This is a genomic window from Mycobacterium sp. (assembly GCF_032159775.1).
GTDB lineage: Bacteria > Actinomycetota > Actinomycetes > Mycobacteriales > Mycobacteriaceae > Mycobacterium.
In genome coordinates this window covers 1-12,828 of the sequence record NZ_JAVHWK010000022.1, presented here as the reverse complement: position 1 = coordinate 12,828, position 12,828 = coordinate 1, and the positions used below count along the sequence as shown (strand labels likewise).

General features: G+C 65.6%; 14 protein-coding genes. 12 read left to right on the top strand and 2 right to left on the bottom strand.

All coding sequences use genetic code 11. From position 1 onward, the window contains the following. Positions 1 to 2 precede the first annotated feature (2 nt). Together QOJ24_RS02300 and ddaH are read left to right on the top strand one after the other, a co-directional pair. Positions 3 to 1,244, top strand: coding sequence for a uracil-xanthine permease family protein (locus QOJ24_RS02300; protein ID WP_526258703.1), 1,242 nt, complete (start codon positions 3 to 5; stop codon positions 1,242 to 1,244). Between the two features lie 20 nt (positions 1,245 to 1,264). Next, positions 1,265 to 2,029, top strand: a complete 765-nt coding sequence (gene ddaH, locus QOJ24_RS02295; RefSeq protein WP_526258701.1) for a dimethylargininase — start codon at positions 1,265 to 1,267, stop codon at positions 2,027 to 2,029. Here the strand turns inward: ddaH and QOJ24_RS02290 are convergent. Then, the gene (locus QOJ24_RS02290; protein WP_526258699.1) at positions 2,026 to 3,201 is read right to left on the bottom strand and encodes an acyl-CoA dehydrogenase family protein; all 1,176 of its coding nucleotides are present in this window, start codon (positions 3,199 to 3,201) and stop codon (positions 2,026 to 2,028) included. The genes ddaH and QOJ24_RS02290 overlap by 4 nt on opposite strands. Positions 3,202 to 3,260: 59 nt before the next feature. Here QOJ24_RS02290 and QOJ24_RS02285 point away from each other — a divergent pair, with 59 nt between their 5' ends. The 3 genes from QOJ24_RS02285 (at position 3,261) to QOJ24_RS02275 (ending at position 6,782) form a co-directional block, all read left to right on the top strand. After that, positions 3,261 to 4,454 (top strand): NAD(P)/FAD-dependent oxidoreductase, encoded by a 1,194-nt coding sequence (locus QOJ24_RS02285; protein WP_526258697.1) that lies wholly within the window; start codon positions 3,261 to 3,263, stop codon positions 4,452 to 4,454. 164 nt (positions 4,455 to 4,618) lie between these two features. Further along, on the top strand, positions 4,619 to 6,055 hold the full coding sequence (locus QOJ24_RS02280; RefSeq protein ID WP_526258696.1) for an FAD-binding oxidoreductase: 1,437 nt from the start codon (positions 4,619 to 4,621) through the stop codon (positions 6,053 to 6,055). Between the two features lie 73 nt (positions 6,056 to 6,128). Further along, on the top strand, positions 6,129 to 6,782 hold the full coding sequence (locus tag QOJ24_RS02275; protein ID WP_526258694.1) for a hypothetical protein: 654 nt from the start codon (positions 6,129 to 6,131) through the stop codon (positions 6,780 to 6,782). 30 nt (positions 6,783 to 6,812) lie between these two features. On the opposite strand, the gene QOJ24_RS02270 is transcribed toward QOJ24_RS02275, so the two are convergent. Then, a complete protein-coding gene (locus QOJ24_RS02270) occupies positions 6,813 to 7,706 on the bottom strand; it encodes a helix-turn-helix domain-containing protein (RefSeq protein ID WP_526258692.1) in 894 nt (297 codons plus the stop codon). Positions 7,707 to 7,807: 101 nt separating this feature from the next. Between QOJ24_RS02270 and QOJ24_RS02265 the strand changes: the two genes are divergently transcribed. The 7 genes from QOJ24_RS02265 to QOJ24_RS02235 all read left to right on the top strand — a co-directional run. Further along, positions 7,808 to 8,692 carry an aldo/keto reductase gene (locus QOJ24_RS02265; protein ID WP_526258690.1) on the top strand — a complete coding sequence of 295 codons (885 nt, stop codon included), beginning with the start codon at positions 7,808 to 7,810 and terminating at the stop codon, positions 8,690 to 8,692. A 9-nt stretch (positions 8,693 to 8,701) separates the two neighbouring features. After that, positions 8,702 to 9,691, top strand: coding sequence for an aldo/keto reductase (locus QOJ24_RS02260; protein ID WP_526258688.1), 990 nt, complete (start codon positions 8,702 to 8,704; stop codon positions 9,689 to 9,691). Positions 9,692 to 9,693: 2 nt separating this feature from the next. After that, positions 9,694 to 10,092, top strand: coding sequence for a DUF2255 family protein (locus QOJ24_RS02255; protein WP_526258686.1), 399 nt, complete (start codon positions 9,694 to 9,696; stop codon positions 10,090 to 10,092). A gap of 2 nt (positions 10,093 to 10,094) precedes the next feature. Beyond that, the gene (locus tag QOJ24_RS02250; protein WP_526258684.1) at positions 10,095 to 10,508 is read left to right on the top strand and encodes a (R)-mandelonitrile lyase; all 414 of its coding nucleotides are present in this window, start codon (positions 10,095 to 10,097) and stop codon (positions 10,506 to 10,508) included. Between the two features lie 2 nt (positions 10,509 to 10,510). Beyond that, positions 10,511 to 11,269, top strand: a complete 759-nt coding sequence (locus QOJ24_RS02245; protein ID WP_526258682.1) for a carboxymuconolactone decarboxylase family protein — start codon at positions 10,511 to 10,513, stop codon at positions 11,267 to 11,269. An 18-nt stretch (positions 11,270 to 11,287) separates the two neighbouring features. Further along, positions 11,288 to 12,265, top strand: coding sequence for an aldo/keto reductase (locus QOJ24_RS02240; protein WP_526258680.1), 978 nt, complete (start codon positions 11,288 to 11,290; stop codon positions 12,263 to 12,265). 136 nt (positions 12,266 to 12,401) lie between these two features. Next, positions 12,402 to 12,828 (top strand): DUF222 domain-containing protein (locus tag QOJ24_RS02235; RefSeq protein ID WP_526258678.1); only part of this gene is annotated, 427 nt, incomplete at its 3' end.

Sequence of the window (12,828 nt, the reverse complement as noted above, 5' to 3'; positions counted from 1 at the left end):
CGATGACCTGGACGCGAGTCGACGCGCGCTCCGACCCAGACTTCGTCGTCGCGCCCGATGAACGGCTGGACTGGGCGCGCACCGTCGGCATCGGCGCCCAGCACGTAGTGGCGATGTTCGGCGCCACCTTCCTGGTGCCGGTGCTCACCGGCTTTCCGCCCGCGACGACGCTGCTGTTCTCCGGCGTCGGCACGGTGTTGTTCCTGATCATCACCGGAAACCGGCTGCCCAGCTATCTGGGTTCGAGCTTCTCGGTGATCGCGCCAGTCACGGCTGCGGTCGCCTCGCAGGGCACCGGAAGCGCGCTGGGCGGGCTGGTCGCCGTCGGCCTGGCGCTGATCGTCATCGGCCTCGTCGTACATGTCATCGGTACGCACTGGATCGATGTGACGCTGCCGCCCGTGGTCACCGGGGCGATCGTCGCGCTGATCGGTTTCAACCTCGCCCCCGCGGCCAAATCGAACTTCGAGAAGGGCCCGCTTGTCGGAGTCTTCACCCTGGTGCTGCTGGTCGCCACGCTCGCCTTCTTCCGCGGCATCATCGGCAGGCTGGCGATCTTCATCGCCGTCGTCGCGGGATATCTTCTGGCGCTGATCCTCGGTGACGTCGACACGTCGGGAATCGCCGCGGCGCCGTGGATCGGGCTGCCGGAGTTCCAGACACCCACGTTCACGCTTGCGGTGCTGCCGATGTTTCTGCCTGCAGTGATCGCATTGATCGCCGAGAACATCGGGCACGTGAAGTCTGTCGGCCAGATGACCGACACCGACGTCGACCCGGTCATGGGCCGTGCGCTGGCCGCCGACGGCGTCGCGACCACGCTCGCCGGCTTCGGCGGCGGCTCGGCGACCACCACCTACGCCGAGAACATCGGCGTGATGGCCGCGACGCGCATCTACTCGACCGCGGCGTACTGGGTGGCTGCTGCGGTGGCCATCGCATTGTCGTTGTGCCCCAAAGTGGGAGCGGTGATCTCGGCCATACCGCCCGGCGTCCTCGGCGGCGCCACCATCGTTCTGTACGGGCTTGTCGGTGTGCTCGGGGTGCGGATCTGGCTGACCAACGACGTCGACTTCGGAAAGCCGTTGAACCAGATGACCGCGGCCATCCCGTTGATCATCGGTATCGCCGACTTCACCTGGCAATTGGGCGATTTGACGTTCACCGGTATCGCCCTCGGTTCGATCGCCGCGCTCGTCGTATACCACGGCATGCGAGGCTTGGGATACAGGACGGCGAGCTGATGTTCACTCACCATGCCCTGGTGCGGCGGCCGTCGCCTCGGCTCGCCGAAGGGCTCATCACGCACATCGACCGAAGCGAACACGTGAACGCCGAACTGGCGCAACGGCAATGGGCCGGTTATGTCGACGCGTTGAACGACGCCGGCTGGACCACACACGAGGTGCCCGCCGCGCCCGACTGTCCCGACTCCGTGTTCGTCGAAGACACCATGGTCGTCTACGGCGACCTGGCGGTGATCTGCCGTCCTGGCGCCGACGAGCGATGGCCCGAGATTTCCGCGGCCGAGGCCGCTGTCAGCGCGCAGGGATACCGCGTCGTGCGGGTCGAAGCGCCGGGCACCCTCGAGGGCGGCGACGTGCTCAAGCACGACGAGACTGCCTGGGTCGGTGTCGGCGGCCGCACGAATGCCGAAGGCATCGCGCAGCTGGCCGCCCATCTTGAGCCGTTCGGCGCCGATGTGGTGACCGTGCCGTTGACCAAGGCACTGCACCTCAAGTCCGCGGCCACCGCACTTCCCGACGGCACAGTGGTCGGCTTCGAACCCGTTGTCGACGATCCTGGAATCTGGGGTGAGCGGTTCCTCGGCGTCCCCGAGGAGCCTGGGTCACATGTCGTGCTGCTGGACGACGACAGACTGCTGATGTCGTCGGCTGCACCGCGCACGGCGCAACTATTCGAAGAGCGCGGCTATGGGGTGATCGGTGTCGACATCTCCGAGTTCGAGAAGCTCGAAGGCTGTGTGACCTGCCTGTCGGTCCGCCTTCGCGGCAGGCCGACGCCCTAGCGGCCGTCGAGCAGCGCCGACGGTCCGCGGGTCATCATCTGACGCGCCACGATGATGCGCTGGATCTCGCTGGCTCCCTCCCAGATGCGTTCGACGCGCAACTCGCGGAACATCCGTTCGGCGACGTTCTCGCGCATGTAGCCCCGTCCGCCGAACACCTGTACGGCGCGATCCGCGACGCGTCCGGCCATCTCGGAGCAGTACAGCTTGGCCATCGAGGCCTGCCCGTGCAGCGTCTTGCGGTCAAGTCCGGCGTCGATTGACCGGGCCACCTCGTAGAGCATGGTGCGCGCGGCGAACAGTTCGGTCGCGCTGTCGGCCAGCATTCCCGCGACCAGCTGATGCTCGCCCAACGGCTTTCCGCCGATCTCGCGGGTCTGTGCGAACGCGGTCATCTCGTCGACGAGTCGCCCTGCGGCGCCCACGCAACGCGCGGCGACCATCATCCGCTCGAACCGGAACCAGTCCTGCGTGAACGTCATCGGTTCGCCCTCGGCACCGACAAGGTGGGATACCGGAACCCGGACGTCGTTGAATGCGACGATCGGGTGCTCGTCGGCGATGTTGTGCGAATAGTCCGGCGTGCGAACGACTTCCATTCCCGGCCATGGCAGATCGACCACGAGCAGCACGTGGTCACCGGCATGCTCGCCGGTGGTCAGCACGGCCTCGACGAAGACGTAGTCGGCGAGGTTGTACGAGGTGACATGCCACTTGACCCCGTTGATCACATACGTGTCGCCGTCGCGGCGCGCGGTCGTCTGCAACGCCGAAACGTCGGACCCGGCGAACTCCTCGGTGATCGCGTACGCCTCGTGTTTCTCGCCGCGCACCGACGGCAACAGCCAGCGCTCCAGCTGGTAATCGGTGGCCACTTCGGGCCACCACTGCGGCGGCGTCGCCATCACCCATGCCAGGCCGTTGGTCACCCGTCCGCATTGTTCCTGTACCAGCACTTGCTGCAGGGCCGTGCAGCCGCAACCGCCCACCGACGTCGGCATGTTGGTCGCATACAAACCGAGGCCGTACGCCCGCCTGGAGTGCTCGGCCGTCACCTCCTTGGGCAGCGGGCCACCCGCTAATTCGGCCTCCACCTCATGCGGCATCAACGACTCCACGAAGGTCCGCGCCGTACCGCGGATCCGCAGATCCTCCTCCGTGAGTCCGTACATCGGGAAACCACGCCCTTCGCTCTTGACTGAGCGTTCAGTCTATGCCAGCGTTCCCTGGTATGACCAGTGCTGACGTTGTAGTGGTAGGCGGCGGAACAGTCGGCGCATGGACGGCCGTCCAACTGGCGGAACGTGGCGTCAAACGAGTGGTTCTGCTCGAGAAGGCGACGCTCGGCGACGGGGCGAGCAGCCGTGCCGCGGGCATGGTGCGAGCCCAGGGCGGCACCGAGGCCGCCATTGTGCTCGGCATGCGCACCCAGGACTTCTACGCAGCCAGCGGCGACCGGTTCCCGCTCGACTGCGGCTTCGTTGCGCAGGGTTATCTGATGCCCTGCTTCAGCGAATCCGAGGTGGCGCAGGCTCACGACCGCATCGCGCTGCAGCACAAGCTCGGCCTCGAGGTCGAGTGGCTGTCCGGCACCGACGTCGACAACATGCACACCGGCATTGCGCAGGGCGCCACGCTCGGCTCGTCGTATGCGCCCGGAGACGGCTACATCGACGCACCGCGAAATGTGCTGGCCTACACCGCGGCGCTGACGGCGCTGCAGGTCGACGTGCGGGAGCGCTGCCGGTTCACGGGTCTGCGCAATGACGGTGGCCGGGTGGTCGGTGTCGACACATCCGACGGGCCGATCGACACCGAGCATGTCGTGCTCACCGGCGGGCCGAAGCTTGCCGAAGTCGGCGCCACGGCAAGTTCGAGGGTGCCCGCGGGCGGAGCGCGACACCAGGTGGTGGTCACCGCGCCGGTGACGGCGTTCAATGTGCACGACGTGCCGATGGTCTTCGACCTGCCCTCCGGAATCTACTGGCGGCCAGGCGAAGCCGGCGGACTGCTGTGGGGTATGAGCAATCCCGAAGAAGCGCCTGGAGTTGCGGCCGACTTCGACGAGATCTACTACCAGAAGGTCCGCGGCCGGATCGAAGAACTGCTGCCCGGTCTGAAGGGGCTCGGGCTGCGCAGGACGTGGGCGGCGACGATCGACTACACCCCCGACCATCTGCCGATCCTCGGACCGCTGCTCACCGACGACGGCCCGGTCCAGGGCACCGTTGTCGCGAGCCCGGCGGGCCACGGCATGATGTGGGGCCCGGCGGTCGCCGAGGTGGCCGTCGACCTGACGATGACCGGTCGATGCGACTGGCTGGACCTCACCGATCTCGGGCTCGACCGATTTGACGCTGACGGCAACAGTCGCGTTGCGCCCGAGCCGATTTCACTTCCCTTCCCAGAGAAAGCAACAATGTGAACACGATTACCACCGCAATCCTTGTCCAGGCCGCGGAGCGAAAGGTCTACTCCATCTTCTGATCTCTATTTGATCAAGGTCGTGCAACGGGTGGTGGGGCACTCCTGGTTTCGTCGTTCGGCGACGGAGAATCCGGGATGTGATGCAACCGCGGGAGCCCGACGTTGGCGCGTGAGATATCCCGCCAGACGTTCCTACGGGGTGCCGCGGGCGCGTTAGCCGCAGGCACGGTTTTCGGCTCGGTACGGGCTGCCGCCGAGCCGATTGCCACCGGCTGGGATGCTTTGTCGGCCACCATCGGCAACCCGGTCCTGCTGCCTGACAACGGGCAATTCACCGCGGCGAAGCAGGTTTTCAACACTATCTACAACGGGTCGAACCCGGCCGCCATCGTCACGCCGAAAACCGCTGAGGATGTGCAGGAGGCGATGACGTTCGCTGCGGCCAACAAGCTCAAGGTCGCGCCGCGCAGCGGTGGGCATTCCTACACGGGCGCGTCAACGGCGAACGGCGCGATGGTGTTCGACCTGCGCCAGCTTGCCGGCGGAATCAGTTACGACGCCGCCACTGGCCGCGTCACGACGCCGCCCGCGACCAGTCTGTACGACCTGCACCAAACGCTTGCCGCAGCGGGCAGGGGCATTCCGACGGGTATCTGCCCGTCGGTCGGTGCCGCGGGGCACGCCCTCGGCGGCGGACTGGGCGCCCAGTCCCGGCACGCAGGCCTGCTCTGCGACGCGCTGACGTCGGCAACGGTGGTACTGCCGGGTGGCCAGACGGTGACGGCGTCCGCCGCCGAGAACCCCGACCTGTTCTGGGCGTTGCGCGGCGGCGGCGGCGGAAACTTCGGGGTGACAACATCTTTGACATTCGCCACCTTCCCGATCTCGGACGTCGATGTGGTGAATGTCCACTTTCCGCCCGAGTCCTTCGCCCAGGTCCTCGTCGGTTGGCAGACCTGGCTGCGCACCGCAGACCGGAGCAACTGGGCTCTGGCGGACAGCACCACCGATGCGACGGGTACGCACTGTCGGATCATGGCGACCTGCCCTGTCGGCTCGGGTGACAGCGTCGCGAAGGCCGTCACCTCAGCCGTCGGATTGCAACCTTCCACGACCGACATCCAGACGTTCAACTACATGGACCTGGTGAAGTATCTGGCAGGCAACAACCTCAACCCGGCGCCGCTCGGATACGTCGGCGGATCCGACGTTTTCCCGATCGTCGACGCGGGCGCGGCCAAGGGCATCGCCGCGGCGGTCAACGCCTTCCCTCCCGAGGCGGGCCGCATGCTGGCGATCATGCACGCCCTTGACGGCGCTCTGGCCACGGTGGCGCCTGGCGCCACGGCATTTCCTTGGCGCAGGCACTCAGCACTGGTGCAGTGGTACATCGAACCGGCCGGCTCGCCGTCGGCGGCAATCAACTGGCTCAACACGGCACATCAAGCGGTGCAACCGTATTCGGTCGGTGGCTACGTGAACTACGTCGAGGCAAACCAGCCGGCCGGGCGGTACTTCGGCCCGAACCTGACCAAGCTGAGCGCTGTGCGGCAGAAGTACGATCCCGGTCGGGTGATGTTCTCCGGGCTGAATATTTAGCGAATGTTGTAATACTGCTCAGCATCGCCTGATGAACGACGCTGGCCGGGCGCAACGGAGGGGACCAAAAATCGTGACAAGTAGTGCCCCGGCTCCAATCGGTAGCGAACTCGACGGCACCGCCAAGCCCGCTGAGGCACCTGGCGGAATCGTGAACCGGTATTCGCCTGCCGGCCAGGTCGGCTTCGTCGCCGCCGCGATCATTCCCACCATCGTGTTGTACATCGGGTTTTGGCTGATCCCCGTTCCCGAGAACCCATACGTATCCGCCGCCGAGTTGGCGGTGTTCTGCCTTCTTTACGGCGTGTATTTCGTCGGGATCATTCGGTTGGTGAACAGAGATCCGCAGCGTCGAGCATTGGTGTCGGCTGCCGCGATCGTGACCGTCCTCGTCGACACAGCGGTGTCATGCGCTCCGGAGCTTCCCATGTTTTACAACATTGCCGCGACTGCGGTGAACATTGCGTACGTCGCCGTCACCGTTGCCTATGTCGCGGTGTGGGGAGTCGCTCGCCGACAAAGCAGAAGCTGGATGTTCGGACTGCCGTTCGCGGCGGCCGTTTCCTGGGCAGCCCAATTCGGCCTGTATCAGCACCCCGGCAGGAACTACTGGTGGGAACCGTTGACGGCTTTCGTCGGTACGTTCGTCGTCGGCTGCCTGATCTGTTGGGGCTTCGATGTTTTGGGGCGCCGCCTCACGTCGCGCGGTGAGGCACCAGGCTCCTGAATACTGATTTCTAGCGTTTGCGGGAGCGGCTTAGCCCCTGGCCGCGGCCCGTTCGGTGGCGAGGTTGTCTTGGCTGGCCGCCCACGAAGCCAGCAGCTTGAGACCATCGGCGGTCGGCGTGTTCGCGGGCGCGGTGTAGATGTTGAGCTGAAGGCCGGGGTCGGAAGGCAGCTGCATCGCCTCGAAGTTCAGGTCGAGCTGACCCACTGCGGGGTGCCGCAGCCGCTTTTGGCCGGAGCGGTGGAAGCGGACATCCTGGGATGCCCACTGCTTCCGGAAAAGCTCACTGCGCGTTGACAACTCACCGACCAAGGCGATCAAGTCCTCGTCGTGTGGGTTCTGACCGGCCTCGAGGCGAAGCATCGCGGCCGCATCGCGGGCGATCTTGTCGTAGTCGACGAAGAACTGCTCCGCGTCCTCGCGATTCAGGTACACGAACCGCGCGGTGTTCGCGGGCCGGCGCGGGTCGGCAAGCACCGGCGCGTAGAGCGCGCGGGCCATCTGGTTCATCGCGAGCACGTCGTGGCGCCCATTGCGGATCCAGGCGGGCGCGTCGGTGATGGCATCGAGTACCTGGTGTAGCGCCGGCCGAACAGTCCGCGGCGTTCTGCGCTGATGACGGCTGCCCCCTGCAGCCGACTCCCTGGCGAGCGCATAGAGGTGCTCGCGCTCTGCCTCGTCGAGTTGCAGCGCTGACGCCAGAGCGTCCAGCACGCTCTCCGACGCCCCCGCGAGGTTGCCGCGCTCCATGCGTACGTAGTAGTCGACCGACACCCCGGCGAGCATCGCGACCTCTTCGCGCCGCAGACCCTTGACTCGACGGTTACCGCCGTACGCCGGGAGACCCGCCTGCTCAGGAGTGATGCGCGCTCGCCGCGAGCTCAAGAACTCGCGGACCTCGCTGCGCACATCGATCGAAGTCATGCCTACACCGTAGGCACGCCTGAAGACGGTTGGGAGGTACTGCCGGTACCCCGCTGATCAGGCACTCCCAGGTGCGCTCGGCGGAGCCTAGCGTCGATGACATGAGCGTCCCCACCTTCACACTCAACAACGGCGTCGAGATACCCGTGCTGGGCTTCGGCGTCTTCCAGACCGCACCGGCGGAGACCATCGCCGCCGTCGAGGCGGCGCTGGAGACGGGTTACCGGCACATCGACACCGCGGCGGCGTACGGCAACGAGCGGGAGGTCGGCGAAGCGATCCGCGGGTCCGGGCTGAGCCGCGACGAGGTCTTCATCGAGACCAAGGTGTGGATCACCGACTTCGGTTACGAGGCCACGCTGCACGCTTTCGACAAGGCCATCGGCAAGCTGGCCGTCGAGCAGCTCGACCTGCTGATCCTGCACCAGGCACTTCCAGGTGAGTTCGAGTTGACCGTCGGCGCGTACACGGCGCTGGAGAAGCTGTACGCCGACGGCAGGGTCCGCGCGATCGGCGTCTCCAACTTCATGCCGCGCCATCTCGAGAAGCTGCTGGCGGAGACCGAGGTGGTTCCTGCTGTCAACCAGATCGAGGTGCACCCCTACTTCCGGCAGTCGGAGCTGCTCGCGTTCGACGACGAACACGGCATCCTCAACCAGGCGTGGGCGCCGATCGGTGGCATCACGTTCTACCGCGAGGGACCGCATACCTCGACGCTCGAGAACCCGGTCATCGGCGAGATCGCCGACGCGCATGCCAAGACGCCGGCTCAGGTGATGTTGCGCTGGCACCTACAACAGGGCCGCCAGGTGATCCCGAAGTCGGTGACGCCGTCACGGATCGCCGAGAACTTCGACGTCTTCGACTTCGACCTGAGCGCCGAGCAACTGGCTGCCATCGATGCGCTGGACACCGGCATCCGTGGGGGTCCAGAGCCCGAAGCCATCACTCGCGAGAACTACGGGATCGATATCCCGGAAGCCTGAGGAGGATTCATGCACACACGCACGCTCGGCCAAGGACTGCGCGTTTCGGCAGTCGGTCTCGGCGCTATGGGGATGTCGCAGAGCTACGGCCCCAATCCCGGAGATCGCGACGACATGATCGGCGTTCTGCGTTACGCGGTGGAAGAAGCCGGGGTCACGTTCTTCGACACCGCCGAGGTGTACGGACCGTATGTCAACGAAGAACTCGTCGGTGAGGCGTTGGCGCCGCTGCGCGACCACGTCGTGATCGCTACCAAGTTCGGATGGAACATCGTCGACGGCAAGATGGTGGGCACCGATTCGCGTCCCGACCAGATCAAGCGAGTCGCCGACGCGTCGCTGCAGCGGCTGCGGACCGACGTGATCGATCTCTTCTACCAGCATCGGGTCGACCCGAATGTGCCGATCGAGGACGTCGCCGGGACGGTCGCCGAACTCGTGCAAGCCGGAAAGGTGCGGCACTTCGGGCTCTCGGAAGCTGGCGCTGCGACCATCCGGCGCGCTCATGCAGTCCATCCCGTCACCGCGGTGCAGAGCGAGTACTCGCTGTGGACCCGCGACCCTGAACCTGAGGTGCTGCCCACCTGTGGCGAGCTCGGCATCGGTTTCGTGCCTTTCAGCCCACTCGGTAAGGGCTTCCTGACAGGAACGGTCACGGGAACGACGCAATTCGCTGCCGGTGACGTCCGGACCACCATCCCGCGGTTCGCCGCCGACAATATCGGCGCCAACGAGGCGCTGGTGAGCCAGGTCCGCGGCCTCGCTGAGGCGAAGAGCTGCGCGCCGGGACAGGTTGCGCTCGCATGGATTTTGGCCCAGCAGCCGTGGATCGTGCCCATCCCCGGCACCCGCCGCCGCGAGCGCGTCGAAGAGAACGCCGGCGCCACCCAGGTCGCGCTCTCGGCCGACGAGGTAGCAGACCTCAACGTGCTGGCCGCACGTGTCGGCGTGCAGGGCGACCGGTACAACCCCGCCGGAATGGCGATGGTCGGCCTGTGATGATGAGCGGCTGGACCACTAACCAACTCGAGCGCATCAGCGGGGCGCAGGAGATGCGGATCGCCGGGCGCCGCCGCGACGGCTCACTACGCAAGCCGGTGATCGTGTGGATGGTGCTGATCGGCGACGACCTTTACACCCGCTCGGTCAATGGCGCCGGCGCCGCATGGTTTCGCGGAACACGGGTACGCCATCAAGGACACATCAGCGCTGGTGGTGTGGATGTCGATGTCGACTTCCTCGACGTCGATGAGGACGCCATCGATGACGCCGTTGACGCCGCATACCGCTCGAAGTACGAGCAATATCCCAGCCCGGTGGCGGCCATCACCAGCCCTCCGGCGCGCGCGACCACGCTCAAGTTCGTGCCGCACGCCGGCACACCCGACCCGCAGGAGTGAGGATGCAGAAACTGCAACGGCAGCCAGACACCAAGGGACCCGCCGAGATGTTTACCGGTGACGTCTACTTCGACGTTATCTACAAGGGTGACGAACCGTCGCGCATGCGGGCCAACGTGGTGCGGTTTGCACCGTGCGCACGCACCGCATGGCACACCCACGCGATGGGCCAAACTCTGCACGTCACCGACGGCGTCGGGCTCGTGCAATCGCGCGGGGGTGACGTGGTGGTGATGCGGCCCGGCGACACCGTGTACACACCGCCCGGCGAATGGCACTGGCACGGAGCGGCACCCGAACACTTCATGACACACCTCGCCATGTGGGAGGGCCCGGACCCGGACTCCGGCCAGCCCGAAACCGATTGGGGTGAGCACGTGACCGACGACGAGTATCACACCCGGACGAAGGAGTGAGCGTGGCGATCAGCAACACGGCAAAGCGCAATCACGACGAACTGTTTCCGGGTCACGTCTCGACGCTGGCGGCCACCGATCCCGAACTGATCGACGTGTTCGACAACTTCGCGTTCGATGAGGTGTTGCTCGACACCGACCTCGACGTCCGTACCCGGCTGATGGTGCAGCTCGCATCGATCATCGCCAGCCAGGCCGTCGGCGAGTACCGTGCCATGCTCGGCGCTGCACTGACAGCCGGCGTGACACCGATCGAGACCAAGGAGATCATCTATCAAGCTGTGCCGTACGTCGGTTTGGCGAAGGTGTTCGATTTCCTGCACGCCACCAACGACATTCTCATTGAGCGCGGCGTCGAACTGCCGCTGCCCGATCAATCCACCACAACACCGGACACACGACGCGACAAGGGAATGGCGGTACAGAAGCGCATCGTCGGCGACGACCAGGTCGACGCGATGTACGCGGCGGCCGCCGAGGACGAGAAGCACTTTCAGCGGTATCTCTCGGCGAACTGCTTCGGTGACTATCTCACCCGCACGGGCCTCGAAATCAAAACCCGGGAACTGCTGACCTTCTCGATGCTCGTCGCACTCGGAGGCGCCGACCCACAGGTGAAGGGACACGTCGCGGCGAACCTGAACATCGGCAATGACCGCGGCACGCTGCTCGGAGTACTGACAGCGTTGCTGCCGTTCATCGGCTACCCGCGGACCCTCAACGGACTCGCCGCGCTCAACGAACTCACCGCGGCGAAATAGACAAAGGAGAACGAAAACGTGAAACACGCAAAGCTGCGAGACCTCGACGTCTCACGAATCGGTCTGGGCGCCATGGGGATGTCCTTCGGTTACACAGGAGCGGGAACCGACGACGCCGAATCAATCCGCACAATCCAGCGCGCCCTGGACCTCGGAGTCACGCTCATCGACACGGCCGAGATCTACGGCCCGTACACCAACGAAGAACTGGTCGGCCAGGCAATCAAGGGCCAGCGCGACCAGGTGGTGGTGGCCACGAAGTTCGGCATGGTGTCGCACACCGGTGGCGCCCCAGGCAACCTCGACAGCAGCCCGGCCAACATCCGGACCGCCGTGGAGGGTTCGCTGCGCCGCCTGGGTACCGACTACATCGATCTCTACTACCAGCACCGCGTCGATCCCAACGCGCCGATCGAGGACACCGTCGCCACGATGGCCGAATTGGTCGCCGAAGGAAAAGTGCGACACCTCGGCCTGTCTGAAGCCGGGGTGAACACGATCCGCCGCGCCCACGCCGTACATCCGATCACCGCTCTGCAATCGGAGTACTCGCTGTGGACGCGTGACCCCGAACCTGAGGTGCTCCCGTTGCTCCGCGAACTCGGCATCGGCTTCGTGCCGTATTCGCCTCTCGGACATGGCTTCCTCACCGGTGCCATCAGATCGATGGACGATCTCGACGACCACGACTGGCGCAAGACCAGCCCCCGGTTCATGGGAGAGAACTTCGACCGCAACCTGCAGATCGCCGATGAGGTGCAGGCAATCGCCGCGGAAGCCGGCGCTACACCGGCTCAGGTGGCGATCGCGTGGCTGCTCACCAAGGGCGACGACATCGCACCGATCCCGGGCACCAAGCGTGTGAGCCGACTTGAGGAGAACGTCGCGGCCGACGGCGTCGAACTCAGCGCCGAGCAGCTCGAAAAGCTGAACAACCTCACCCCGCCCGCAGGCGATCACCACAACGAAGCGCAGATGGCGATGATCGATCGCTGACTCAGTCCACGAACCAGTTTCGGAGGAGAACCACGAAAGCCGCAATCTTCAAGGGACCGGGTGAGTTCCCGGCCTGAACTTCTAGCGCCGGCTTGAGCGGTCCGGTTTTGTCGGACCCTCCTGTCATGATGGGTTCATGTCCTCGACGGCATCGCTGCCCGGCACGAGAAACGTTGCCGGGCAACGCCTCGCGGCGTTGTTCGAGGAGTTGTCGGAGTTGGCCGGTCAGCGCAACGCGATCGACGGGCGCATCGTGGAGATCGCCGCGGAGATGGAGCGCGACGAGTTGTGCGGCTCGACAGGTGCGCGGTCGGTGGCGGCGTTGATCGCCTGGAAGCTGGGCTCGTCATCGTCAAACGCGCACACCATCACTGCTGTCGCGAACCGGTCGGCGGAGTTTCCCCGCTGCGTTCAGGGCTTGCGGGAAGGCCGCCTCTCCCTCGATCAGGTCGGCGTGATCGCCGAGCGGGCAGCAGAGGGGTCCGATGAGCATTATGCGGCGCTCGCCGAGGTCGCCACCGTCAGCCAACTGCGCACCGCCATCAAACTCGAACCGCGACCGC